A 26,231-nucleotide genomic window follows, 5' to 3' on the forward strand; every position below is an offset into this window, starting at 1 on the left:
TTATTACGCCTCCTTTCGCGGTTCAGCCTTGCCTAAATACAAAAAGCCGTCTTTTTCTGTGTAAGGAAATACATCCAGCGCTGCAACCGGCGGTGTACCAGGAACGTTTGTCCCATCCTTTGTATAAAGGCCGCCATGGCAAGGGCAGTAGAAATGATCAGGGTTTGATTTGTCAGTATTCCAGTCGACTACGCACCCTAAATGCTTACATACTGGAGACAATGCTACAATTTCACCTTTTTCATCCTTATAAACCCAAGCAGTGCCGGTAACTTCGGATGTGTACCAAGCATCCTGCTGTTCAAATGTGTAATCAACCCTTGTTGGCGTTTCAGTAATTTCAGCCACTTTTTGCTTTGTTGGGATAAAATCACTCTCACCAGCTGCCTGCAATACAGGATCGACCGCAAAACGGACCATCGGCATCAGCATGCCAGCTGCCATGAAACCGCCTACACCAGTAAGTGTATAGTTTAGGAATTGACGTCTAGAAACTCGATTTTTGCTCATACTTTTCCCCCCTCTATTATGAAGTTAAGTCCAACGGACAAAATTCAACACAATATAAAACTAGGACATAACAATGATATATCAATCTTTATGTAAGGTCAATATAATCCTTTGGCGAAACATGTAAATAGAGCGGCTCAACATTCACACTATTCACCATTTTGCCACTTTTGCACGAATAAATTCAACAGCTGCTTCACCTGGTCATCCAGAATGGAATTTCGATAGTTTTCATCCATATGCTCAAGAGGCAGGGATGGCAGCCAAATCAAACCTCCTTCCAAGCGGTCTTCAAGGGATTTCCACATGCTATCTGAAGTTAGAAGGAATATGTGCTTAAATCCCTGTGCCTTCAATTCTGCTTCCCATTCACTCAAGCCGCTGAGCAGGCTTTCTTCCCCTGCTGATTTCAGATAGGCATAGCCAGGAAGCATGATCAGACGGCCTCTGAATTGCCGTTCAAGCTGGACACTTAGAAGCGATATAAATTCTGTCATGGCTACAGACTGTTTAATATCATCACCAAATGATACTGGAAGGAGCGGCAGAACTGCAGTGTCTACATATTGCTTTTCTTTAAGGAACATTTCGATATCCTGTGATACCCATTTCATATCATTCACTCCATTACATATATTTGCCTCCCTTAATATATCATTAATGCTTAGAGTGCTTCAAATCAGATTACGCTATAGGGCGCAGACAAAAATAAGAGCCCTGCTTTTATAAAAGCAAGGCTTAGGTTGTTTCTAATTTATTCAGCTGCTGAGTCAAAATGTTAAAAGCTTTTTTATCCTGCTTATCCAGTGCTTCATCAATCAGCTCAAGAAGTTTTTCTCTTCTGAACTTCTCCAGGCTTTCTGTCAGGAACCTTTCCGCGATCAGCCGGTCCTTTTCATTAATCTGAAGTGTTTTAGGCATAAAGGGATTTTCCTCCATGACAGCTGCATACTGATGGGCCTTGTTGGAAGCATGGAAATTAAGCTGAATGTAAATCTCTTCATCCCTGTTTAAGCGGATATCATGGAAGGACTTCTCCGCATCTGTAGTCATTACATTCTCTTTATAAAAACGGAAAGGAACTTCATCCACACAGTGGGCGGACATGATCAGGCCTCTTGGACAATACTGTGCCTGTTCCACAAAATGCACCTTCTCCATAAGCTGGTCATGGCTCATCAAATAATTGAGAATCCATACGCATTCTCTTCTTTTGAGCTGATAATGGTTTAAAAACCAGCGGATAAAATCTTTCTTCTCGTTGACAGATACAGGGGTCGCCATTTTTGATTCCCTCCTCTGCTTACAGACAAATTTGGCCTAACTGAAATTACAATAAGGGCACCCTACGCTAAAAAAACAGCTTCCTTATTTAATCAAGAAAATCATCAGTAAGTCTTTCCAGAACATCGAGGTACTCTTCATTGCCTGGCTCCAGTTTGATTAATGTATTAAAAATTTCGGCAGCCTCTTCCCTTTTTCCTTCCTCTGCTAAAAAATATCCGTAATCTGAAAGAAAATCAGGCTGCTGTTTAAAGAAAGTATATGCAAGCTGGTATTTGTTTAATGCCTCTGAATATTCTTCAGTATGCTGAAAGGCAACAGCTGAATCCCATATAAGCTGCGGCTCTTCAAGCTCGTTCAAAATATCAGTGATCTCGATTACATCTTCATATCTTTCGTGCTGCAGAAGCAATCTATTTAAATAAATGGCTGCCTGGACATATTCGGGATCCAGTGCAAGAGCCTGTCTGAACATATCTTCAGCTTCTTTTTCATTGCCATTTTTCAGGGCAAGCTTACCGCCATAGAAAAATAGTTCTTTATTAAATTCGTCCAGTTTAATGCCTTCCTTTACCGCTTCAAGGCCTTTTCCAGCCTCTTCCTCCCTCTCATATGCCTGGGCAAGATATAAATACAGTGAATGATACTCGGGGTCCAGATCCTTCAGTTCTGTCAACTTTTCAATTGCTGTACGGTTAAAGCCCGCTTGCAGCGCTGTAAAAGCATAGCTGAAAAGGGTATTAATCTCCAGTTTATCAGCAAGCGCTTTTTCGTAATATGGAAGGGCTTCTTCAAATGCTCCTCCTGCGCTGAGAATATCCGCCATTCTCTGATTTACATTTATCCCCGCAATGACTTCCTCTTTACCGAGAACATTTTCGTAAATCCGCTTTGCTTCCAGGAATCTTCCCTGCTCTGCATAAAGTTCTCCCAAAGCAAAATCTACAATTACTTCTTCAGGCAATATTTCTTTTGCTTTCAGCAGCTTTTGTTCGCTGACTTCGAATAGACCATCCATTTGATAAAGGTCTGCTAATAGAAGAAGCGACTGCGGAAAGCTTGGATCATGCTCATTTATTCTTTCAAGGACGAGGATGGCTTCCTCTTCATTTCCCAGATCAATATGTGTTTCAGCTAACAGAACGAGCAGTTCCCCTTCTTCCGGATATGCTTCCAGAAGACGTTCATATAATGCTTTTGATTCTTCAAGGAACCCATACTGGAACAGTTCTTCTGCCAGCAGGAACCTTTCTTCATGTGAACCATCCAGCAGTATTAGCTGATAGCTCTCCAATGCTTCTTCGTGATGACCGTTTTCTAAAAGAGTAATGATTTTATTTACTTTATCCATACTAAATTCCTTTCGAATGCTAATCGGCTATTTTAAAGTAAGCTGGCGTACTGATATTAACATGCTCGCCTGACCCTGAACGGAAAACCACTTCTTGCCCGGCTCGTATCACTTTCCCCCTCAGTACAGAAACAGCAAGTTTATCTCTATGATAATGAAACAGCTGTGATTCTTCAACGGTAAGACCTTCTGCAGGTTTTTCATATAAATTATAGCTGATTTCACCACCCTGATGGATATTTCCTTTTAACGGGTAAATTCCTGCTTTGGAAAGGACTGACCGGGATAGCGGTTCGTGTTCATTCAGCTCATTTGGCATGGAAGGGATTTTCTGCTCCTGCATCATTTTTTTCCATAATGTATTAATTCTGCTTTTCTCCTTTTCATTCCTGCTTGCAAAGATTGGGGAAAGCGGGCAATTATAAGGAAACATGGCTTCCCGCAGCCACCCCCATGGTACAGCTTCAAGCTCCTTTGCATCCTGTATTTCAACAAAAACAACAGGAACCCTTTCCCTCTTGCATCTTCTAATAAATGAAGGTGTGAGGAGACGGACAGGAATCTTAACACCAATAATATAATCGATTGGACTGCTTAACAAACTTGCCTTAAAGCATTTCAGGTCACTCTTCATGGAATATTCATGCTTTACAGGTGCGGCTGTTAGGAAGGCTGTACAGCCTTTTAATAGGAACTCCCTTATATAATACTCTTTGAGTTCAATAAAAGGCTTTTCCAGCGGTATAGATGTATCCAGAACCACAAATCCTGCAGCCATAATAAATGCAGCGGCATCCATTCTGGCAAACTGAAACCTTTTCATTTCTGCCTGCATCAGTGAAATCTCATTATTCTTGATCAGCAGTGATGTTTTTATCAGCTTGTCTTCCTTTAAAATATTTGCATTCTCAATAATATAAGTCATAAAACCACCCTCTAAAACGGTCTTATGACAAGCTATGAATTTTTCTCGCAAATATGACTGATTCAATAGAAAAAGAGCTGCAGGAAATCAGCTCTTTTTTAAATGACAAGAATGTCCAAAATTCCGAAGTTTGATAACTATCAGCGCAAGCAGCCTGCCTCCTCGATGTGCCGGGGCGTGCAAGGCGCTTACAGCTTTTCTTACGTCTCCGAAATCAGGCTTTCAAAATGCTCAAAAAACGACGGATAGGATACAGAAATAGCTTCTTTCTGTTGAAGCTGAACTTCCCCCTTTGAAATGGCAGCGGCAACTGCAAGCATCATGCCGATTCGATGGTCCCCATGGCTTGAAACAGTACCTCCAGAAAGGGATGACCTCCCTTTGATCACCATTCCATCTTCCGTAGCAGTAATATCGGCTCCAAGCTTTGACAGTTCCTTGACAACCGTATCAATGCGATTCGTTTCCTTGACTTTAAGTTCTTCTGCATCCTTGATAACTGTTTCTCCCTCTGCCTGTGTTGCGAGCAGGGCTATAATAGGAATTTCATCGATAAGCCGGGGAATGAGCGCCCCTTCGATAACGGTTCCTTTAAGAGTAGATGTTCTAATGGTAATATCTCCTGCGGGCTCGGCTAAGCCATTTTCATATGGCTCAATGCTAATATTTGCACCCATCTGCTGCAATACCTCAATGATGCCGGTTCTTGTAGGATTGAGCCCGACGTTTTTCAGTTTAATCTCACTGTTAGGCACAATGGCTCCTGCAGCCAGGAAGAAGGCAGCAGAAGATATATCGCCTGGAACATGGATTTCCGTCCCTGTTAGCGTTTGACCGCCTTTAATCCGAATGGTATGCCCATCTGCTGCAACTTCCCCGCCAAATTGCTTAATCATTCTTTCGGTATGATCACGCGTCTTCATAGGTTCAATAATGACTGTTTCCCCACTGGCCTGCAGGCCGGCAAAGAGCAGCGAGGATTTTACCTGTGCGCTCGCTACAGGAAGCTCGTATGCTGCCCCGGCCAACGGTCCGCCAATTACTGATAAAGGGGTAAATTCACCATTCTTCCTGCCATAAATCTTCGCCCCAAATAAACTAAGCGGTGCGGTAACTCTTGTCATTGGCCTTTTTGCAATTGATTCATCCCCGACAAGGACTGAATGGAATGGACGGCCAGCCAGGATTCCCATCATAAGGCGAATGGTTGTACCGGAATTGCCAACATCCAGAATAGCTTCGGGTTCCTGTAATCCATCCATCCCCTTCCCCATAATTGTGACTTTATTGCCTTCCTGTTCAATAGATACACCCAGCTTTCTAAAGCAGGCTATCGTACTTAAGCAGTCCTCACCTAGCAGGAAATTGGTTACAACAGTCTTTCCCTTTGCAATTGATCCAAACATCACAGATCGATGAGATATGGATTTATCACCTGGCACCGCAATTTCTCCGCTTAATCCTTTAAGATTTGTCCTTAAATTTGCCGGAATCATATTAATCACCCTTTGCTGGTTTATAAAGGTCTTCCCTGCTTAACTATAGACCGATGGTTGTTTCATAGCTTGTATATTGTTCTAAGCAATTAATGGCCCGTTCCCGGTCCTCTTCAGTTTGAAAGCTGATAACCAAAACTCCATAAATTTCTTCTCTTGTTTCCAGAATTCTGATATTCGTAATGCTGATTTCTTCCTTAGCTAAATATCCAGTGATTTCTGAAATGACACCAGGGTAGTCCGGCACATCGACGAAGAGATCATAAAATGCCGGAATTGCGCCTTTTTCTTTTTGCGGCAGTTCATCCCTGAACAATTTTGCACGGAGGAAATACTCAAAAATGCCCTCACTGTTTTCTTGCCTGAGGATTGATTTAACATTCTCCATTTCCTCCTGCCAATCCTCCATTAACTTAAGAAGCACTTCTTTATTCTGAAGCAGGATATCTCTCCACATTGCAGGGCTGCTGGAGGCAATCCTGGTAATATCCCTGAATCCGCCGGCAGCCAGTCTTGGAATCAGCTTTTGTGAACGGCTTGTTTTTTCTGCCTGATGCACTAGAGAAGCAGCCACCATGTGCGGAAAATGGCTCACAATACCAGTTATATAATCATGTTCTTCAGGCGATAAGGTTAGAAATTTTGCTTTCGTCCCTGTGAGCCATTCTTTTAACCTTTCAACCTCTGCCGTGGAAACGTGCTCTTCAGGAGTGAGCAGATAAAAGGCATTTTCAAAAAGCAATGCTTTTGCTGCAGTAACACCGCTCTTATGAGAGCCAGCCATTGGGTGGCCTCCGATAAACGTAATTCCTTTTTCCTTCAGTACCTTAGCGCAGCTGACAATTTCCTTTTTAGTGCTGCCTGCATCCGAGATGATGACCGTGTTTTTTAATTCACACTCTTTTAATATATGTATAATTTTTTGTGTCTCCTGCACAGGTGCAGCTATTAAAATTAAATCGGCGTCCCTTGCTCCATCCTCAATTGTAGAAGAAATTCCATCTGCGACCCCAAGCATTTCAGCAAGGCGTCCCTGCTCTTTATTTACATCAAAGCCGATGATCATGCTTTCACTATGGCTTCTTTTTATCGATAATGCCAAAGAACCGCCGATCAAACCAAGGCCGATAATAAAGATTTTCCCTCTCATCCTCTCACCGCCTTATTAAAAATAATTCAGAGGCATCTATATGCCTCTGAATGGATATCAAAAAGTATTAATACTAAGAACCCATATTGCCTACAATGCTGCAGCCTGCTTTGCAAGGTATTGATCCATGGCGGCAAGCACACCATCATTCTGTTCCTTGGAACCTACTGTGACACGGACATATCCCTGGAAGCCAAGTGCTTTGCCGGAGCGGACGATATACCCTTTTTCAAGCAAAAATTGAAACACTTCATTTGAATCTGCATTAAAGTTGATTAAAATGAAATTTCCCTGTGAAGGGTAGTATTCCAGTCCATGTGCTTCACAGAAAGCATAGAATTGTTCCAGCCCTTCCCGATTTTTCTGTCTGCACTCTTCGATAAAGTTCTGATCCCCTATGGCTGCAGCTGCTGCAGCCTGAGCAAACTTGTTTACATTGAACGGCTCCCTAACCGGCTCAAGAGCTTTGATAGTTTGAGGATCTGCAATTCCATAGCCTACCCGAAGGCTTGCTAAGCCATAAATTTTCGAAAATGTACGAAGGACAATCAAATTTTCGAATTTCCGGATCAAATCCAATGCATTGTAGTAATCCTCAGCAATAACATATTCATAATAAGCTTCATCAAGGACTATCAATACATCACGAGGCACCTTTTGCAGAAAGGAAAGCAATGAAGATTCATTAACATAGTTTCCTGTCGGATTGTTTGGACTGCAAACCCATACTACAGCTGTATTTTCATCAATTGCAGCCAGCATTCCATCAAGATCATGTCCCCCATCAACTAATGGAATTTCCCTGATCTCGGCCCCTTCTACTACAGCATTATGCCTATATTGAGGGAATGTTGGCGCAGCCATTACAGTATTTGTTTCCGGGCTTAATAAAGCTCTGGAAATCATTTGAATTATTTCATCCGATCCGTTTCCAAAAATCAGCTGATCTTCCTGTATGCTTAAGTGTCCAGCCAGAGCAGTCCGCAGTTCAGAAGCATAGCCATCGGGATACAGCGCAAAAAATGATGTCGACTGATTCATAGTAAAAAGAACTTTTTCAGAGCATCCAAACGGATTTTCATTTGAAGCAAGCTTAACTATTTTATCCAGACCGTATTCCTTTTTTACTTGATCAATTGATTTTCCCGGCTGGTAAGGAGTTAAATCCAACAGCTGTTCCTTCCATTTCATTCAAATCCACCTCTTTTTATCACTTTTACTTATTATCGTATTAAAGCGTTATTTGATCTGCTCCTATATTATCACAAAACTCTCCATTAAGGAGAGTCTGTGGTCTTTAGATCTGGCCGGAGCTGGATGGCTTCACGCAAATATATATGGCAGATATTCTCCTGAGGAACATCTATATTCACATGCATCATTACCCTAATACAATTACGAAGTGATCCTTCAACAGGTATTTCCCTCATGCACATGACAGGAACATAGGTCCAGCCCTCTATTGAACGCATTGCCTTTGCGGGAAAGGCTGCTGTTAATTCTTCCGTAACGGATATGAATACAGAAGCAACATCCTCAGAATTAATCTTATTCTCCTGAATCATTTGTCTGATCAGCATCTCAGTTGCCTCTAATATCTCAGATTCACTATTCTTATCTACGGTGACGGCTCCCCTCACCCCTCGAATCACTTGCAGCACCTCCCAAAGCTGATTCACCAGCCTTTTTATCTCTTAGTAATAAAGTCTTCCTTGTTTATTTTAAAAATATTGCGAGCTCCTGCAGAATAAAATCATCAGAAACCTGGTGTATAACGGGACTGCCCACTTCTTTCAAAAGAACAAAGCGGACATTCTGGCCTTCTGATTTTTTATCCTGCTTCATCCGTTCCAGCAGTTTTGAATGCGATAAATCTTCCGGGAGATCCGTTTGGTAGCCAAGCTGATCAAGCCAGCACCGGAATTCGTTAACATCAAAACGCAGATCAAGCATTTTATTGCTTAATTGGAGTGCGAATAGCATTCCTACTGCAACAGATTCTCCATGTGTCCATTCTCCATAGCCTTTTTCTGCTTCAATTGCATGACCCAAGGTATGGCCGAAATTCAAGAATGCGCGAACACCAGCTTCCTTTTCGTCCTCAGCAACGATCATGCCTTTGATTTCTATCCCCTTTGTAAGCATTCCGCTTAATTCATCAGAAGGAAGCCCTTCAAGCGAGCGGATGTTGTCTTTAAGACTCAAATAAAAGTTCATATCATGTATCAAGCTATGCTTTATTACTTCTGCAAACCCTGAGCGCACCTCTTTTGGAGGAAGGGAATCAAGAAAATTCAAATCATAAAATACAGCTTGAGGCTGATAAAAGGATCCCACCATATTTTTTCCTGAAGGATGGTTGATGGCCACTTTCCCTCCAACGGCGCTATCATGCGCCAAAATGGTAGTAGGAATCTGAATGAAGGGTATCCCCCTCATAAATGTGGCAGCCACGAAACCTCCCAAATCTCCGACAGCTCCCCCGCCAAACGCCAGAATAAGAGATTTTCGGTCAAGCTTATGTTCCAAAGCAAATGACAAGCATTGATAGTAAACTTCAAATGTCTTTGCTCTCTCCCCGCTTGGCACTGTGCAGACTTTTGCATCTATACCCCTAAGTGCTGTTTCCAGCACAGGCAGATGTATGGCCCGGACCGTTTCATCTGTAATTATCATTAAATTGGTTAGAGCCGGAAAAGTATCTTTAATATATGATCCCAATCCCTCAATTGCTCCTGACCCTATATAAACTGGATAGGTCCTCCCGGGGGTTTTGATTGAAATACTATTCATTAAAACTCCCTCGCAAATTTTCTTTGCTGCTCAACCGAAGCTTTTAATGCTTCGAAACGGTCAGAATAAAATTGATCCACAATAGCTGAAGCCAATTCCCAGGCAATTACATTTTCTGCAACGACTGCAGCTGCAGGTACTGCACAGCTGTCAGAACGCTCTATGCTTGCTGAGAAGGGTTCCTTTGTTTCAATATCGACACTTTGAAGAGGCTTATAGAGGGTAGGAATTGGTTTCATCACTCCTCTGACAACAATAGGCATACCCGTTGTCATGCCCCCTTCTAAGCCGCCAAGCCGGTTCGTTTTCCGATAATAGCCTTTTTCAGGATCCCATGTGATCTCATCATGAACTTCACTTCCAGGCTTCCTTGCAGCCTCAAAGCCAATGCCAAACTCAACACCTTTAAACGCATTAATGCTCACCATTGCCCCTGCAAGCTTTGAATCGAGCTTGCGGTCATAGTGTACATAACTTCCGACACCCGGAGGCATGCCTTCAACAATAACCTCTACTACTCCGCCAATGGAATCCCCATTTTCTTTCGCGGAATCAATGGCATCCATCATTTTTTGGCCGGCATTCTGATCCAGACAGCGAACAGGCGATTCTTCTGTGATTTCCTTTAACTCTTTTAGTGAAGAATAATCTCTTTTGCTTGAAACAACCCCGCCAATTTCAATAACATGGGCTGCAACTTCAATCCCCAATTCAGAGAGCAGTTTTTTGGCAGCTGCACCGGCTGCCACCCTCACTGTCGTTTCTCTGGCTGAAGATCGCTCCAGCACATTCCTCATATCCCTGTGCCCATATTTTAGTGCTCCATTTAAGTCAGCATGGCCTGGACGGGGACGCGATATTTTTCTCTTCACTTCACCCTCATCCTCAGGACTTAGAGGGTCCTGGCCCATAATCTTTGTCCAATGCTTCCAATCATTATTCTCAACCACAAGTGCCACCGGCGATCCTAATGTATATCCATGCCTGATCCCCGCTGTTATTTGAACAGTATCCTTTTCAATTTGCATCCTTCTGCCTCTGCCATAGCCTTTCTGGCGTCTGGCAAGTTCTTCATTTATATCTGAATCAATCAGCGGCATTCCTGCAGGCAGCCCTTCAATTATAGTGGTCAGCTGTGGTCCGTGAGATTCACCAGATGTAAGATATCTCAAAACTCTTTCCCCCTTCAACTCATTAAAGGATTATGTATCAATATAACATAATGATAAATATAAGAATAGATAAAATTGAAAATTCCTATAATATTTTATTTCTTCTTATGAATGGAGCCATTTTAACACGAATAGATATTTACTACAAAACGGAGAAAAACAAAAGAAAGAGGATGTCAGAAAATCATCCCCTATGCGGTTACTTTTTTTATTCTTTTCTATAAAAAAAGGTTTCAGCAGATTCCAAGTGATAGCGGCCTGAGTTAAAAATCTGTTCAGTACTCCCAACAAAGAATATGCCATCTTTTCTTAATGCGCTGCTGAATTTATGATAAAGCTGATCCTTTGCTTCCTCTGTAAAATAAATAAGAACGTTCCTGCATACAATTAAATCGAACGGCCCGCCAAAATCGTCTGCAAGAAGATTTTGCTTTTTAAAAATTACCGTCTTTTTTATATCCTCGGATATTTTAAAGAAACTTCCTTCACGCCCAAAGAATTTCTGTCTCATGGTTTCAGGAACCTCATTAAGCGAACGCTCAGGGTATACACCCATCCGGGCCCTCGCCAGGGCATTTTCATCAATATCTGTTGCAGTAATCTTTATTTGGGATAGCGGCAGCATTTTTGATAAAATCATGGCAATTGTATAAGGCTCTTCACCAGTGGAGCATGCTGCGCTCCAGATTTTCAAATTCCTATTCTGCTCTAATAACCCCGGCAGGATTTTTTTTTCGAGCACCTCCCATCTCTGCGCATTACGGTAAAATTCGGAAACATTTATCGTCATCCTGTCCAAAAAATCATTCAGGAGTTCTCTATCCTTGACTATGCCATTAAAAAAATCTCCAAATGAATTAAAGCCTTTTTTCTCATACAATGAAATGAGCCTTCTTTTCATTTGTGCTTCTTTGTACAGAGATAGATCGATTCCTGTTTTTCTTTTAATATTTAGAATAAAATCCTGATAATCGTTAGCCATTCCTTTTCCCCTCTTATAATAATTGGTGAGCTTTTTGACTTCTATCTATGCCCGCCCAGCCGTAAAAATGAATTCGGTTACAAAAAAAGCACTTGTCAGGGACAAGTACTTTTTTTGAATATTAGTTAATCCATTCATTCATTAGTTTTTTGTATTCCACTTTTTCTTCCTCTTTGAAGAAAAGGCCGATCTCACGTTCTGCACTTGCAGGTGAATCTGATCCATGGATTACATTTTTCCCAACTGTAATGCCGAAATCTCCTCTGATTGTTCCAGGAGCAGCATCTTTAGGATTTGTTGAACCCATCATCTGACGAGCTGTAGCGATAACATTTTCACCTTCCCAAACCATTGCGAATACTGGTCCGGATGTAATAAAGTCAACAAGTTCTCCGAAAAATGGACGCTCTTTATGCTCTCCATAATGCTCTTCAGCAAGTTCCCTGCTGATGCTCATTAGCTTGCCGCCAACAAACTGAAAGCCTTTTTTTTCGAAACGGGAAACGATTTCCCCGATTAGATTGCGCTGTACTCCGTCTGGTTTAACCATTAAAAATGTTCTTTCCATTGATTCCACTCCTAAAACTTTATGTATAGTGATTTATGTTAATCCACGAAAATATTAACATTGTTTTGAAAATTTAGCAACAGAAATCTGAAAGCGCTTTTACTTAATAATTTCCTCCTAAACAAAATTGCCGGCACCTGTAAAAGTGCTGGCAATTAATTGGCGGATTAAAATTTTCTTTTGCCTATAAATTTTGCAATATCCCGCAAAGCTTTCTTTGACCTGGAAGGAGGCAGCTCTTCGAGAACCCCCAAGGCTTTCTGCAGATATTTATCACTAATTTGCAGAGACTTTTCAATTGCACCGGAGTCTTTGACCAAAGCAATTATCTTCTCAATATCACTTCGTTCAGTTCCTTCGTGGACTCTGCTGATTTGATCGCAGATGATGCTGTCCTCCATTGCAAATAAAGCAGGGAGCGTAATGTTACCCTGGTGGAGATCTCCTCCCGCCGGCTTGCCAAGTTCTTTTTCTGTACCGACAAAATCCAGGACATCGTCAATGATTTGATAGGACATTCCCACAAAATAGCCGAATTTAAAGAGCTTTTTATGTATATCTTCCTCCACATTAGCTGCAATGCCGCCAAGCTGACAGCTCACCGCAATAAGCATGGCTGTTTTCCTTTTAATTCTCCGGAAATATGTCCTTATATTCTGATCATAGTTATACTTATCTTTAATTTGCTCAATTTCTCCTATGCAAAGTTCCACAAGGGTATGGGAGAGAATTTTGTGAGCATGCGGATTTTGTATATTGGTTATTAATTCCAAAGCGCGTGCGAAAATATAATCACCGGTATACATGGCAATCTTATTATCCCACTTTGCTTTAATGGTAGGCTGCCCCCGGCGCAGTTCTGCATCATCAATAACATCATCATGGACAAGCGACGCCATATGGATAAGCTCCAGTGATACCGCTACGTTTTTAATTTTATCAATATCATATTCTCCGAACTTTGCAGCAAGCAAAACAAAAACTGGCCGGATTCTTTTCCCCCCGGCCTGCAGCAGATGCAGGGAAGCCTGATGCAATAGAGGAGACTCAGCTTTAATCGTCTCCTCAAGCTCGTTCTCTATAACAGTTAAATCTGAATTTAAAAATGAATACATCATTTTCAATTTCATTTGCTTACTCACCCAGCTTATCGATCCCGTCTGATCTATTCTCTATCGTTCAATGAGAAACATACAGAACAAGTTATTATTTTTTATTTCGTTCCAATGTGTACTGCAGCCACACCGCCGCTATAAGGCTTGAATGTGACGTTCTTAAAGCCTGCTTCTTCGAACATTCCTGCAAGTTCTTTCATCCCAGGAAAGTCTCTGGCTGATTCCTGCAGCCAGGAATATTCATTAAAACTTTTGGCAAAAAGCTTGCCAAACATAGGCATGATAAAACGGAAGTAGAAATAATAAGCCTGCTTGTATCCAAACAGAGTTGGCTGAGAAGTCTCCAGACACACTGCTATACCGCCAGGCTTTGCAACACGGTGCATTTCTTTTAATACCTGCAGATAATCCGGAACATTGCGAAGACCGAAACCGATTGTAACATAATCGAAGGAATTGTCCGCAAAAGGAAGTTCCATTGCATTTCCATGCACAAGCTCGACTTGCTTCAGTTTCCGATCCTTAATTTTTTCCTCACCGATTTTAAGCATATTTTTACTGAAATCCAAACCTACAACTTTACCGTTTTCACCTACGGCTTCAGCAAGCGCAATGGACCAATCGGCAGTACCGCAGCAAACATCAAGAGCCTTTGAACCCTTTTGAACATTCATCTTTTTCATTGTATCTTTGCGCCATCTTAAATGCTGCTGAAAGCTGATAACTGAATTCATTTTATCGTAGTTGCCATAAATCTTTTCAAATACGCTATGAACACGTTCTTCTTTTGATTGCTGCATATTTTATCCTTCTTCCACAAAAGTTTTAGCCACAGACTGACTATTATTAAAAATGCAGTGAATACGCTGCTCTAATAATTCATTTGCAAGAGGGAATTTCCTCAGGGATTGATCAACTATATTCCTTGAAAAATCAATATATCTATCACAAATGAGAATCAGATATCTCCGCTGCTCAGCAGACATGTCTTTCACTTTTGGGAAAGTCAGCTTTTTCAGGGCTTCAAAAACGACTGAGGTTCCTTCCTTAATGAACTGCTGCTTCTCTGCAATCAATCGCTTGATGAATAAAAGATTGGATATTACCTCTTTCCAAGCTGCCTTGCTGAATGCATCAGCCAGTTTTTCAAATAGGGACGCCTCAACTTTTTTGACTGAATTCATCAGGCTGTCAACTGCATCAGGAGACTTCTGATATAGCGAAATTTTATGCTCATTTACATCTTTAATCCCATCTGCGAAGGCCCTGATCATTTTAATATCATCAAAAGCTGCGAGAATCTTGTAATATAAACCGCTGTAATAAACACCTGCAAGGACAGTGAGCTGTCTATGCTTAAGACCTTTGTCTTCAGATTCATCGTTCTTAACAAGTTCATGGGTATCAAGGGCGATTTGGATAAGCATTGCAGTAACTGCATATTTTTCTGCTTTTGTGTCAGGTATTTCCACATCATTCAGGAAAGAGATCAGAAGCAGAAGCTTGTCTTCATCAATAACAGGAGAATCAATATACCTGAGCAGATAAGGGTGGTTAACTTTTTTCTCAATCTGTTCTTTTATATCTGCTAATTTAATCTTCACATCATGCATGCCATCACCCTTGTTTCCCCTTAGTTTTCTTTTTCAGCCGCGCGCTTTCTCCATGTAAATACTGCGACAAAGAGAACGGGCACAAATTGCCTTACACATCTTATCTATTTTAGCCAATTCATTGGTTACTATTAAAGTAAAACGGGCAAAAAAAAGCCTTTTACCCGGTATCTTGTATTCAAGAGAAATAATCAAGCAGAAACAATTATATCATAAATTACAGGAACATGTCAGGACATTCTCTTGTGAAAATATCCTATCCTTCTTTTCAAAGGGAAGGTTATTTCTTAGCTTCACTTTCAAGTTCCCCATAGCTTGTCATTATTCTTGCATTCCCCCGGATCTTAATCGCGGATGTATGCTCGGTAAATTGTGCAATCATTACTTCTCCCTGATCAAGTTTTTCTGAATGATGGAATCTTGTATCAGAGCCTCTTGTTAACCCTATGACATTAACACCGTCTTCTTTGGCTTTTATCACAATATATTCATTTGCTGGTGGACTTTTCTTTTCCATTTAAACCATCCTTTGCTTCATATGTTCATGATAATTACTTACAAAAAAAGGCTAAAAGTTTTATCTTTCAGCCTTTGACCTTTTTATAGCCTGAACTCCTTCATTACAGAGTTCTCATTATTATTGTTTAATAAGCGAAAGCACTTCAGCCCGTGCTCTTGCATCCTCTGCAAACACACCTCTTACTGCTGATGTCACCGTTTTTGAACCAGGCTTTTTAACTCCGCGCATTGTCATGCACATATGTTCCGCTTCCACAACGACCATTACACCATGGGGCTCAAGCTTTTCCAGAATGGAATTTGCCACAGTAGATGTAATGCGTTCCTGAAGCTGAGGACGCTTGGCAACCGCCTCCACTGCTCTGGCAAGTTTGCTTAAACCTGTTACTCTGCCGCCCCTTGGGATGTAAGCTACATGAGCAACACCAAAGAAAGGTACAAGATGATGTTCACACATAGAGTAGAATGGAATATCTTTAACTAAAACAAGTTCTTCATGATCTTCGCCAAATACTGTTTCAAAGTATTCTTTAGGATCCTGGTTAAGCCCCATAAAAACTTCTTCATACATTTTTGCGACTCGCTTAGGCGTATCAAGAAGTCCTTCACGATTCGGGTCTTCTCCGATAGCTTCTAATATTAAACGCACCGCATCCTCTATCTGGGCACGATTCACTTCTGCCATAATTATGCCTCCTATGTATTAACACTGTGGTAATAATATGTTCATATTAGCATAACCCTTTCATTCAGGCAAAACTGAAACTTCCGTGTCTTTCTCTAATTTAAATATACAGCTCTTTCCCCTGTAGCCAGGGTGATTTCAGATCGGATAAAAAAGAAAAAACCGCGATTATTCGCGGTTTTTAGCTCAAGCATAAGCTTTAAGCACTTGTATGTAGATTATTTAACTGCATCTTTAAGCGCTTTACCTGGTTTGAAAGCAGGAACTTTGCTTGCAGCGATTTCGATTTCTTCGCCAGTTTGCGGGTTGCGTCCTTTACGGGCTGCACGCTCGCGAACTTCAAAGTTTCCGAAACCGATTAGTTGTACCTTATCACCATTTTTCAAAGCATCAAGGATTGTATCGAAAACAGCATCAACTGCTTTAGTCGCGTCTTTTTTAGAAAGTTCGCCAGCTTCAGCAACTGCGTTAATTAGTTCTGTTTTGTTCATGCCTTTCACCTCCTCCCAAATATGGATAAAACCCAGTAAAATAAGATTCCTTACATACATTTGTAAACAAAATTACTGAATTCTATACGTTATGGCGTTTTTTTTGTATAACAAGCCCTATAATAAATGATAAATTGAAATTTTTCAATCCAAAAATCATTATAAACCCTTTAAATATAAGGGTTTCGGCCGCCATAACGGTAATTCTGTTAAAAGATTATCACAATCAAATGCTGTTATCAAGAATATTTCATGATTTAATGGGAATCTTTTCTTCTTTGCAACATATTTGTAATAAGTTGACCTGTTTTTATTACCCTTACGGCGCTTTTTAAAACACTATTTTAGATAATCAATTGCAAATTAAGCAGTGAATTTTTCAAACATTTCCTTTAAATTAGAATAAACGTAAAAAAAGACTCCAAAAGGAGCCTTCATTAAAGAATAATCGCTATTAATCCGCCAGAGCCTTCGTTGATGATTCTTTCTAATGTTTCTTTCAGTTTGTATCTTGCATTTTCAGGCATTAGGGAGAGTTTGGCCTGAATTCCTTCTCTTACGATGGAGCTTAGGCTGCGTCCAAAGATGTCGGAGTTCCAAATTGAAAGCGGATCGTCTTCAAAGTCCTGCATCAGATAGCGGACAAGTTCTTCACTTTGCTTTTCTGTTCCGATGATAGGTGAGAATTCAGATTCTACATCCACTTTAATCATATGAATGGATGGGGCAACGGCTTTTAGCCTTACACCAAAGCGGGAACCATGGCGTGTAATTTCCGGTTCATCGAGGCTCATATCAGCCAGCGAAGGAGCAGCAATGCCGTAGCCGGTTTGCTTTACCATTCTCAATGCATCGGAAATTTGATCATACTCTGCTTTGGCATGAGCAAATTCCTGCATCAGCTCAAGCAAGTGGTCTTTTCCGCGGATTTCAACACCCACTATCTCTTTAAGTACCTCATCATAAAGATCATCTGGCGCATATAAGTCAATTTCGGCTACTCCCTGCCCCATTTCAATACCTGCGAGGCCTGCCCGGTCAATGAATTCAAAGTCGCTGAATTGATGGACCACTCGGTCGACATCTCTTAGCCTCTTTATATCCTTAACCGTTTCTTTAACAGCTTCCTGATAGCTTTCACGAAGCCAGTGATCTTCATGCAGCACCATTACCCAGCTCGGAAGGTTTACATTGACCTCCAGTACCGGGAACTCATAAAGAGCTTCACGCATAACGTTTAGTACATCTGATTCCCTCATGCCCTCAACACTCATGGCCAGGACAGGGATATCGTATTTTTCAGCGAGATCATTTCTCAGGGCATCCGTATTCGGATGATGAGGCTGGACACTGTTAATGATCATGATAAATGGCTTGCCAACTTCCTTTAACTCTTCAATAACCCTTTCTTCGGCTTCCAGGTAATTCGCACGCGGGATCTCTCCAATTGTTCCGTCAGTTGTAACCACTACTCCGATAGTCGAATGCTCCTGAATTACCTTTCTAGTTCCTATTTCAGCAGCTTCATGAAAAGGAATCGGCTCTTCATACCAAGGTGTATTGATCATTCTCGGGCCGTTTTCGTCTTCATAGCCCTTCGCCCCCGGTACTGTATATCCCACACAGTCCACAAGCCTGATATTTACATCCAGCCCTTCTGCAACATGCACTGTAGCAGCCTGGTTAGGGACAAATTTCGGTTCTGTTGTCATAATCGTCTTGCCGGCAGCACTTTGAGGAAGCTCATCCTGTGTGCGGGCACGTTCTGCTTCATTCTCCATATTTGGCAGAACAACTAGTTCCATAAACTTTTTTATAAATGTAGATTTGCCGGTGCGAACTGCGCCAACTACTCCAAAATATATATCGCCGCCAGTTCTTTCGGCAATATCTTTAAAAATATCAACCTTTTCCAAGTGATCCCCTCCTGAAATCTTGAGTTAATGGGATAATATTATCCTATCTATTATGTTTGGACATTATATGTGTATGATGTTGTCCTACATTGTTATGACAGTTTTTTAAAATTTTTACCCCCTATCAGGAATGTGCATTGCACCTGCCAGCCCAGCTGGAAATCTCCAAACCAATGACAGTCTGAAATGGACAGCTTACCATTCCAAATTTCCTTTTTTATTTTCAAACTCCCCTTACTCTTTATTCCTTTACCTTTATGCTTATAGTCAATAGTTGAAGAGTGGCTATAAAAGTATATAAAAAAATAACCCTTCTCCTACAATATATTTTGCAGGAGAAGGGTTATGACTATTTCACCAAAAAGATTGGATCATTTGTGGCGGGATCGATTGTGTAAGGCAGGGAATAGGCAGGAACAAAATCAGAATCCTCTACAAGAAGATCTCTAATATCTTCTCCAGGTTTAGGCTTGTTTTCCTTATTCTCCAATGCCTGATATAAATCAGCCCGATAATCCACGTATACCTCTGCATTGCCGGTAACAACATACGGGAGGCTCTGGCCGCTGTATGGACTGAGGGCTTTAGGTTCTTCCTTAAACCCTAATTTTTTGAAATCCATCGTAAAGACATTTTCTGCTATCTGCTCTTTATATGGCGGGAACCCATTTGCCTTAACCCTCAGGTTAATATCCCTTATAGTTTCAGCAATTCTTAAATCAAAAATCTTCACTTTTGGATCTGTTTCTGCATCAACGATTACATATTGAAAAACTCCGCCGGATTCAAAGGCATTCCCAGGCGGCTCTGCCATATATTCGGGGGCAATTTTCTTAAAATCAATTGGATATTTTTGATATATAGGGGTCGTCTGATCCTTGGTTTTGATCGGCAAAAGGCCTCCATTTGCTTCCCGATATTGGTCCACTGCCGACTGGACAGACTGAAGCTGATCCTTATAGGCTATCTGATTTTGTGATAATTTCTCTTCAGGATACATACAGCCCGTCAGAATCAAAGCACCGCTCAACAAGAGCAAAAATATATTAAAAGCTTTTTTCATTTAATCAACCCTTTATGTAAAAGTGCTAGCTGCTTGTCGGACCGCTGAACACGACAATCACTATAATAATCCCGCTTATTATCATTAAAAAGTAGGCAACAATGGCTGTTATAATCTTAAAAACTCCAGGTTTCAGCTTGTAGCGGCTAAGATAAATTAATATTATAGATAAAAACATAAATCCCATAGAAGCAAGGGATATCCACATTTTCATTAAAGCCGGCGACATACAAATCAACTCCCTTTTCCGAAATGTATTATAACATACTAATTGAATAAATCTAAAAACTTTTCATTACGAAAAAATTAAACACAAAAAAACTGAGGCAAAGAAGGGGCAATTCTTTACCTCAGCCATTTGACTAAATAACCCAGCACCCTGTTCATTACACTAGTTTGCTTCGTTGCATTGTATGCAGGAACCTGCTGTCTCGCATCATCTAATGCCTATATTTTTCAATTAATAAACATTTCAGTCCTTTTTATTCCCGCTTTGATCTTCCAAAACGTTCGCAAGATCTTCCATCTCATGTGTTTTTCCTCTTGCCATCAGAAGATCAACAGCATCCTTCGCAATTACATTATTAAAAAGAACATCATACAGGACAGTAGTAATCGGCATTTTTACATCATATTTTTGAGCCAGCTGATGTGCTGCCTTTGTTGTCCTGACTCCCTCTACGACCATCCCCATATTATCAAGGACCTCCTGCAGATTATGGCCCTTTCCAAGAAGGTTGCCTGCTCGCCAATTGCGTGAATGGACAGAAGTGCATGTAACGATCAAATCACCGATTCCCGCTAAACCGGAGAAAGTAAGCGGGCTTGCCCCCATCTTCATACCGAGACGGGCAATTTCAGCAAGGCCTCTGGTTATCAGGGCTGCCTTTGCATTGTCTCCATAGCCTAAGCCATCTGTAATTCCAGCTGCAAGCGCAATAATATTTTTCAAAGCCCCGCCAATTTCCACTCCAATGATATCCGGGTTTGTATATACTCTGAAATTGTTATTGATAAACAAATCCTGGATTTTTTCGGCAGCAACCATATTTTTTGATGATACCGTAACAGTAGTTGGATGCCGCAGACTAACTTCTTCTGCATGGCTTGGGCCAGAGAGTACCACTACACTATCCAGAAGATTTCCAGGCATTTCTTCTTCAATCATTTCAGAAATCCGGAGAAGTGAATCAGGTTCAATGCCTTTACTTACGTGTACAATGGTTAGAGGCTCTTTTCTACTTCCCTTGATCTTGCCGACTACTTCACGAATTGCCTTTGTCGGTACTGCCAAAATCAAAGTGTCTGTTCCGGTTAAAGCCTCTTCAAGCGAGGTGTATCCCCTTATTTCTGCAGGCAGATGTATCCCTGATAAATATTTTTGATTAGTATGGTGCTTATTAATTTCTTCTATCTGATCAGGATTATGGCCCCACAGTCTGACGTCATGCCCATTATCCGCAAGCACCATCGCCAGGGCAGTACCCCAGCTGCCAGCACCTGCTACAGCTACACTTTCTTTTTTCCGCTCCATTTGATCACTGCCTTTCAATGTATTTGGATGCATCAAAAATTCATCCGATTCTGCCTGCCAGACAACATTAAAGCTTTCCGGCTGGCATCATCGCATTATTTTCTTTCCCTTGCAAATATCTTAATAGGTGTGCCTTCAAAACCAAAAGCGTCTCTAATTCTGTTTTCAAGGAAACGTTCATATGAAAAATGAAGAAGTTCAGGATCATTAACAAACACAACAAATGTCGGCGGCTTCACAGCAACCTGTGTTGTATAATAAATTCTTAGGCGTCTTCCTTTATCTGTAGGTGTTGGATTCATCGCAACAGCATCCATAACGACATCATTGAGGACGCTTGTTTCAACACGCAAAGCATGGTTTTCACTGGCTGTATTAATCATCGGGATAAGAGTATGAATACGCTTTTTCGTTTTAGCTGAAAGGAAAACAATTGGTGCATAATCAAGGAATTGAAAATGCTCACGGATATTTTGTTCAAATGCCTTCATTGTTCTCTCATCTTTTTCAACTGCATCCCACTTATTGACTACAATAACAACAGCTCTGCCTGCTTCATGAGCATAACCGGCAATGCGCTTGTCCTGCTCGATGATTCCTTCTTCCCCATCGATGACCACTAGGACAACATCGGAACGTTCGATTGCCCGCAAAGCTCTCAGTACACTGTATTTTTCTGTTGTTTCATAGACTTTCCCTTTTTTTCGCATTCCTGCAGTATCGATGATGACATATTCCTGTCCGTCAACCTTCACCTTCGAGTCGATAGCATCTCTTGTGGTGCCTGCGATATTGCTGACAATGACCCGTTCTTCACCAAGCATTGCGTTTACAAGGGAGGATTTCCCGACATTCGGGCGCCCAATTAAAGAAAACTTAATGACATCTTCTCCATATTCAGTTTGGCCATGTTTCGGGAAATGCTTGGCTGCTTCATCAAGCAAGTCTCCAAGACCAAGCCCATGAGAACCTGAAATAGGAAATGGTTCACCAAAGCCAAGTGCATAAAAGTCATAGACTAAATCCCGCATCTCAGGGTTATCGATCTTATTTACCCCAAGAACTACAGGCTTTTTGGCTTTATATAAAATTTTGGCAACTTCCTCGTCTGCAGAGGTAACACCCTCTCGCCCGTTTACAAGAAAAATGATGACATCCGCTTCATCAATCGCAATTTCTGCCTGAAGCCGAATTTGCTCTAAAAATGGCTCGTCTCCAATATCAATTCCGCCTGTGTCAATAATATTAAAATCATGAGTCAGCCATTCTGCCGAACTATAAATCCTGTCCCTTGTCACTCCCGGAATATCTTCGACAATGGATATCCGTTCTCCTACAATTCTGTTAAATATCGTTGATTTCCCAACGTTAGGACGCCCGACAATAGCCACCACTGGTTTTGCCATGAACATCACCCTTTCAATTCTTTATTTAAATTGTTTAAACATCCCATCTATGTTCCAGAAATGCCTTTACCTTGAGTAAGCATACAGATGGCTGTCCACAATAACACTACATTGATGTTAAAACCATCCAAACAGCTGTACATTTATAAAATAAACCCTTCTCAAAGATAGAAGGGTCTAACTTAGATATTTTAACAAAGAGAAACCTTCCTAGCAATGAAAAACTTGGAAGCTGGATTAATGCTTAACAATTACATATAGTTCATCTGTTAAAGCATGGGCAATACCGTCAAGAATAGCTTCGAGATTGGCTGCGATGATTTCCATTTCTTTTTTATCTTCACAATGAAATACGGCGGTTCCTGAGGGTATCTTGGCTGGATTTGTTGTAATTGCAGCCAGTATGAATTTTTCAAGCACCATACGCTAACTTCCTTTCCCATTAGTTTGCCGTTCAGTAGGCATCCTAATCGCGTTTTCGAGTGTCGGAACCGCTTCGATGATTTTTATGGCTTTATTGATATTCTTTTCCTGCGGCAATACAAAAACCCCCACACGCCCATCATCAAGGTCCCTTTTCGCAAGCGGAACAAGCGCAGGAGTTCCGGAATCCCGGTAAACACCCAAAGCAGTAGAAACATCATGCAATATAGCCTGTCTCTGCCCAAGATTCGCAATAGTGGAGCGGGCATTGAAATTTTTAGGTTTTAAAATAAATCCCATCCCATATCGCAGCACTTCCTCTTGTCTTTCAGGCAAACCTATATTCATGATATAAATATTGTCAACATACAAGCCCGCTCCATCAAATCGCGGCTCTACAAACTCAACTTCAACGATTTCCTTCAGCCTTCCCCCTGACATTAATTTCTTTGAAATAAGTACGGCCAGAATGGCTGCCGCAAGCCCTCCCCATATATTAAATAGCAGATAGCCAAGCGTACTTAATAAAGATGTAAAAATCACAAGATAATTTCTGCTTTCGAAGGCGATCGCCACGCCTTCTATATACGTTTTGCCTCTGGGAACCATTTCGTAGCTGTCCAGTTCAGTAAGCGTGTTTCTCTCCATGTTTCTGACTTCCCTAAACTGGGATGCAGCAAGGGTCAGGAAGGTAATGGCTGTGAATTCTTCCTCCATAATTGAAGGGATGGCCACCGTTCCCAGGCCAGCAGCAATGAATCCCAATGCAACGTGTATAATTTTTCCATGTAAGTATGTAGGGTATTGCCGGTAATCCGTCCTCAGCATATAAATACGGGTCAAAGTTCCGGCTGCCAGACCAAAAAGTATCGGGTACGTATATTCGCTCATGATAATTTTTGTTTCTCCCTTTCGAAATGTTTAAAGTTGGCTTCAATATATTTGACGGCCCATTGCACTGCAATCCATACGGCCGATATGGAAACAGAGATTGCCATGATATCCAGAAAGGCCAATGATCCAATAGTGTACGGAAAGGAAAATTGATTAAGTATGAGCGCATAAAGAACTTCTCCCTGGATGCTCCCGAGCAATATTAACGGCAGTCTGAGCATTCTGTTTTTTTGCAGGAGAACTGCCAAATAAACAAGAAGGACTGACAGCATCCAATTTCGTGAGAATATTACCCAAACCGGATCAAACAGTTCAAACAGATGAAATGTGACATATGCCATCATCAGGATGAAAGCACAAAAAAGGAAATAAAGTTTACTCAGTTTTTTTAATCTCCCAGCAAAAATATATAAAGATACAAGCAGAAAAAGGCCACCAATACCAGTTTCAACATTGAAGATTTTAAGTGTCCAGGGTGACAGCATAATGAAGAATAAAATCCAGGCAGATAATAGAAACCTGTATTTATTATTTCGATCCATAAAAAAAGTCGCCATAATCCAAACCATCCAGGAAATCCAATAGAAAATTAATCCTTCCATCCTCTACCTCCTATCATTTCCATTATGGCTTTTTCATATGTAAAATAACCCTGCAAGTTCAAAAGGATAATTCCTTTGGAATCAAAGCTATCTTTTTGCATAATTCTTTTGCACTCATTTCATCTTAATAACATGGAGGTGTTTAATATGGGTAAAGACAGACAGGAAAAAAAACTTAAAAATAGCGGAAAAGTGGAATCCGATCGCGACCAGGCACTTCATTATGCTGGAGCTGCCAAGATGCAGAGCCCCGAAGAAGCCAGATCTTTGAATGATTCAAAATACAGTTAAAAAGAAAAGTGCAAGCACTTTGCTCACAAAGGAACACAGACTAAAAACGCCACATTCTCTCAAAAGCTGGCGCATTTGATCGTGCGATGATTATGCTGACAAAGCCCTCCTTTCCTTGGGGGCACCAAGCACAAGATTAGCCCTGCAGGAAGGTGTTCTTTCCTTCTGGAATGGAATGGTTAGCTTTCGTCCGGAGCCGAAACCGGACAAACTTGTGACCTCGAGGGTGGAGGCGCTCCTCATAAAAGCTAATGCTTTTAATCGTGCTATGGTCATGCTGTCGAAGCGTTCCTTGTGGACCCAGACAGTTATCGATGTTCAAAAATCTAATATACACGCCTCTGAAAGCAAAAAATAGCTCTCGTCATTTGACGAGAGCTTTACTTTGGGATGATCCGCTGGGAATATGCCTTTGTATCAATGCCACGTTCATTCAGCCAATGATGGGTCCCTCCAGTTATGATAATTGGAGACTGCTGAAGCTGGGCGATGTTTGCTGCCCCCAAGGCCGTCATGAGCACTTTCAATTCGGTATGCATATTGTTAATCTCTTCAATGAGTGCTTCAAGTCCTTCTTTCATGAGCACTTTCAAAAAGTATCCCGCCATCCCTGCAGCTCCTGCACCAAGAGCAATTGCCTTAGCTATTTCATGGCTTGACTGGATCCCCCCAGAAGCTATGACAGCAATATCTTTTTCCAAAGATACAGCTTCTGCAATGGAAACTGCTGTCGGAATTCCCCACTCATTAAAAAACGTTAACAGTCTTTCTCTTCTTGCATTTTCTATGCGGGAGAAATTCGTTCCGCCAAATCCGCCGATATCGATTGCTGTAACACCGGCTGATGCAAGCATTGATACTGTTTCTTTATTCATGCCAAACCCCACTTCTTTTACAACTACTGGAACTTCTGAATGGGAGACGATATGTTCAATTCTTTTTAGGGCCCCCCGAAAATCACGGTCACCTTCAGGCATGGTCAATTCCTGGACTACATTTAAGTGAATTTGCAAAGCATCTGCTTCTATCATATCAACCGCTGCTTTTGCCTGATCGATTGTAGCTTCGCTGCCTAAGTTGCCAATAATAATTCCATAGGGGTTTTCTCTCCTGACAACCCTGTAGGATTCTGCTTCACTTGGATCCTTCAGTGCAGACATTTGAGACCCTACTGCCATAGCAAGGCCTGTTGATCTGGCAGCCAGGGCGAGATCCCGGTTAATTTGAACCGTTCTTTCTCCTCCGCCTCCTGTCATGGCATTTATAAAAATTGGCGAACTTAATGAAAGTTCGCCAATTGAAGTGCCTAAATCAGCCTGATCAAGAAACGCATCAGGAAGACTTTGATGAATAAATGCAATATCCTCTAAACCGGTATTGCTGTTTTGGCCCGTTGCCAAAGCATGCTGGATATGATCCCATTTACGTTTTGATCTAGACAAAATTTA

The 26,231-nt window shown here is 41.3% G+C and carries 29 protein-coding genes; 1 reads left to right on the forward strand and 28 read right to left on the reverse strand.

The genetic code is table 11. The features are described from left to right. Positions 1-3: 3 nt before the first annotated feature. The 27 genes from AC0VZ9_RS19675 to AC0VZ9_RS19805 form a co-directional block, all read right to left on the reverse strand. On the reverse strand, positions 4-510 hold the full coding sequence (locus tag AC0VZ9_RS19675) for a Rieske (2Fe-2S) protein (protein ID WP_009332737.1): 507 nt from the start codon (positions 508-510) through the stop codon (positions 4-6). A gap of 149 nt (positions 511-659) precedes the next feature. Beyond that, the gene (locus AC0VZ9_RS19680; RefSeq protein ID WP_019380393.1) at positions 660-1,124 is read right to left on the reverse strand and encodes a YpiF family protein; all 465 of its coding nucleotides are present in this window, start codon (positions 1,122-1,124) and stop codon (positions 660-662) included. A gap of 124 nt (positions 1,125-1,248) precedes the next feature. Further along, positions 1,249-1,794: a ReoY family proteolytic degradation factor gene (locus AC0VZ9_RS19685; protein WP_009332739.1), complete on the reverse strand. Its 546-nt coding sequence runs from the start codon at positions 1,792-1,794 to the stop codon at positions 1,249-1,251. Positions 1,795-1,882: 88 nt separating this feature from the next. Beyond that, positions 1,883-3,145 (reverse strand): tetratricopeptide repeat protein, encoded by a 1,263-nt coding sequence (locus AC0VZ9_RS19690; RefSeq protein ID WP_217028192.1) that lies wholly within the window; start codon positions 3,143-3,145, stop codon positions 1,883-1,885. Between the two features lie 19 nt (positions 3,146-3,164). Beyond that, positions 3,165-4,070 (reverse strand): hypothetical protein, encoded by a 906-nt coding sequence (locus tag AC0VZ9_RS19695; protein WP_019380391.1) that lies wholly within the window; start codon positions 4,068-4,070, stop codon positions 3,165-3,167. A 200-nt stretch (positions 4,071-4,270) separates the two neighbouring features. Beyond that, complete coding sequence (gene aroA, locus AC0VZ9_RS19700) at positions 4,271-5,566, reverse strand: 3-phosphoshikimate 1-carboxyvinyltransferase (protein ID WP_475396652.1); 1,296 nt, start codon at positions 5,564-5,566, stop codon at positions 4,271-4,273. Between the two features lie 43 nt (positions 5,567-5,609). After that, a complete protein-coding gene (locus AC0VZ9_RS19705; RefSeq protein ID WP_009332743.1) occupies positions 5,610-6,716 on the reverse strand; it encodes a prephenate dehydrogenase in 1,107 nt (368 codons plus the stop codon). Positions 6,717-6,806: 90 nt separating this feature from the next. Then, on the reverse strand, positions 6,807-7,907 hold the full coding sequence (hisC, locus tag AC0VZ9_RS19710) for a histidinol-phosphate transaminase (RefSeq protein WP_019380390.1): 1,101 nt from the start codon (positions 7,905-7,907) through the stop codon (positions 6,807-6,809). A gap of 86 nt (positions 7,908-7,993) precedes the next feature. After that, positions 7,994-8,368 carry a chorismate mutase gene (gene aroH, locus AC0VZ9_RS19715; protein ID WP_009332745.1) on the reverse strand — a complete coding sequence of 125 codons (375 nt, stop codon included), beginning with the start codon at positions 8,366-8,368 and terminating at the stop codon, positions 7,994-7,996. Between the two features lie 64 nt (positions 8,369-8,432). Then, on the reverse strand, positions 8,433-9,509 hold the full coding sequence (gene aroB / locus AC0VZ9_RS19720) for a 3-dehydroquinate synthase (RefSeq protein WP_019380389.1): 1,077 nt from the start codon (positions 9,507-9,509) through the stop codon (positions 8,433-8,435). After that, positions 9,509-10,681: a chorismate synthase gene (gene aroC / locus AC0VZ9_RS19725; protein WP_009332747.1), complete on the reverse strand. Its 1,173-nt coding sequence runs from the start codon at positions 10,679-10,681 to the stop codon at positions 9,509-9,511. Before aroC ends, aroB begins: the two co-directional genes overlap by 1 nt. A 208-nt stretch (positions 10,682-10,889) precedes the next feature. Then, the gene (locus AC0VZ9_RS19730; RefSeq protein ID WP_019380388.1) at positions 10,890-11,663 is read right to left on the reverse strand and encodes a CheR family methyltransferase; all 774 of its coding nucleotides are present in this window, start codon (positions 11,661-11,663) and stop codon (positions 10,890-10,892) included. A 121-nt stretch (positions 11,664-11,784) separates the two neighbouring features. Beyond that, positions 11,785-12,231, reverse strand: a complete 447-nt coding sequence (ndk, locus tag AC0VZ9_RS19735; protein ID WP_475396653.1) for a nucleoside-diphosphate kinase — start codon at positions 12,229-12,231, stop codon at positions 11,785-11,787. Positions 12,232-12,398: 167 nt separating this feature from the next. Beyond that, on the reverse strand, positions 12,399-13,361 hold the full coding sequence (gene hepT, locus AC0VZ9_RS19740) for a heptaprenyl diphosphate synthase component II (protein ID WP_019380386.1): 963 nt from the start codon (positions 13,359-13,361) through the stop codon (positions 12,399-12,401). A gap of 83 nt (positions 13,362-13,444) precedes the next feature. After that, on the reverse strand, positions 13,445-14,146 hold the full coding sequence (gene menG, locus AC0VZ9_RS19745) for a demethylmenaquinone methyltransferase (RefSeq protein ID WP_009332751.1): 702 nt from the start codon (positions 14,144-14,146) through the stop codon (positions 13,445-13,447). A 3-nt stretch (positions 14,147-14,149) separates the two neighbouring features. Beyond that, on the reverse strand, positions 14,150-14,959 hold the full coding sequence (locus AC0VZ9_RS19750; RefSeq protein WP_019380385.1) for a heptaprenyl diphosphate synthase component 1: 810 nt from the start codon (positions 14,957-14,959) through the stop codon (positions 14,150-14,152). 280 nt (positions 14,960-15,239) lie between these two features. Further along, complete coding sequence (gene mtrB / locus AC0VZ9_RS19755; protein WP_019380384.1) at positions 15,240-15,476, reverse strand: trp RNA-binding attenuation protein MtrB; 237 nt, start codon at positions 15,474-15,476, stop codon at positions 15,240-15,242. 120 nt (positions 15,477-15,596) lie between these two features. Beyond that, complete coding sequence (folE, locus tag AC0VZ9_RS19760) at positions 15,597-16,163, reverse strand: GTP cyclohydrolase I FolE (protein ID WP_009332754.1); 567 nt, start codon at positions 16,161-16,163, stop codon at positions 15,597-15,599. A gap of 218 nt (positions 16,164-16,381) precedes the next feature. Further along, entirely contained in the window at positions 16,382-16,654 is a 273-nt protein-coding gene (gene hbs, locus AC0VZ9_RS19765) for a non-specific DNA-binding protein Hbs (RefSeq protein WP_009332755.1), read from the reverse strand. A 437-nt stretch (positions 16,655-17,091) separates the two neighbouring features. Beyond that, on the reverse strand, positions 17,092-18,570 hold the full coding sequence (gene spoIVA, locus AC0VZ9_RS19770) for a stage IV sporulation protein A (protein WP_019380383.1): 1,479 nt from the start codon (positions 18,568-18,570) through the stop codon (positions 17,092-17,094). 349 nt (positions 18,571-18,919) lie between these two features. Further along, positions 18,920-19,633 (reverse strand): hypothetical protein, encoded by a 714-nt coding sequence (locus AC0VZ9_RS19775; protein WP_475396654.1) that lies wholly within the window; start codon positions 19,631-19,633, stop codon positions 18,920-18,922. A gap of 25 nt (positions 19,634-19,658) precedes the next feature. Further along, on the reverse strand, positions 19,659-19,862 hold the full coding sequence (locus AC0VZ9_RS19780) for a DUF2768 domain-containing protein (protein ID WP_019380380.1): 204 nt from the start codon (positions 19,860-19,862) through the stop codon (positions 19,659-19,661). A 243-nt stretch (positions 19,863-20,105) separates the two neighbouring features. Beyond that, positions 20,106-21,167 carry an NAD(P)H-dependent glycerol-3-phosphate dehydrogenase gene (locus AC0VZ9_RS19785; RefSeq protein ID WP_026041599.1) on the reverse strand — a complete coding sequence of 354 codons (1,062 nt, stop codon included), beginning with the start codon at positions 21,165-21,167 and terminating at the stop codon, positions 20,106-20,108. 95 nt (positions 21,168-21,262) lie between these two features. Further along, a complete protein-coding gene (gene der / locus AC0VZ9_RS19790) occupies positions 21,263-22,573 on the reverse strand; it encodes a ribosome biogenesis GTPase Der (RefSeq protein WP_009332760.1) in 1,311 nt (436 codons plus the stop codon). Between the two features lie 237 nt (positions 22,574-22,810). Beyond that, positions 22,811-22,996 carry a capping complex subunit for YIEGIA gene (locus AC0VZ9_RS19795; RefSeq protein WP_009332761.1) on the reverse strand — a complete coding sequence of 62 codons (186 nt, stop codon included), beginning with the start codon at positions 22,994-22,996 and terminating at the stop codon, positions 22,811-22,813. A gap of 3 nt (positions 22,997-22,999) precedes the next feature. Further along, positions 23,000-23,887, reverse strand: coding sequence for a YIEGIA family protein (locus tag AC0VZ9_RS19800; RefSeq protein ID WP_009332762.1), 888 nt, complete (start codon positions 23,885-23,887; stop codon positions 23,000-23,002). Beyond that, positions 23,884-24,492 (reverse strand): YphA family membrane protein, encoded by a 609-nt coding sequence (locus tag AC0VZ9_RS19805; protein WP_009332763.1) that lies wholly within the window; start codon positions 24,490-24,492, stop codon positions 23,884-23,886. Before AC0VZ9_RS19805 ends, AC0VZ9_RS19800 begins: the two co-directional genes overlap by 4 nt. A gap of 147 nt (positions 24,493-24,639) precedes the next feature. On the opposite strand from AC0VZ9_RS19805, the gene AC0VZ9_RS19810 reads away from it, so the two are divergent. Next, a complete protein-coding gene (locus AC0VZ9_RS19810; protein ID WP_009332764.1) occupies positions 24,640-24,783 on the forward strand; it encodes a YpzI family protein in 144 nt (47 codons plus the stop codon). A 380-nt stretch (positions 24,784-25,163) separates the two neighbouring features. Here AC0VZ9_RS19810 and fni read toward each other — a convergent pair whose 3' ends face one another. Beyond that, on the reverse strand, positions 25,164-26,225 hold the full coding sequence (gene fni / locus AC0VZ9_RS19815; RefSeq protein ID WP_009332765.1) for a type 2 isopentenyl-diphosphate Delta-isomerase: 1,062 nt from the start codon (positions 26,223-26,225) through the stop codon (positions 25,164-25,166). Positions 26,226-26,231: the final 6 nt, after the last annotated feature.

The organism is Cytobacillus sp. QJM3NY_8, from assembly GCF_056173585.1.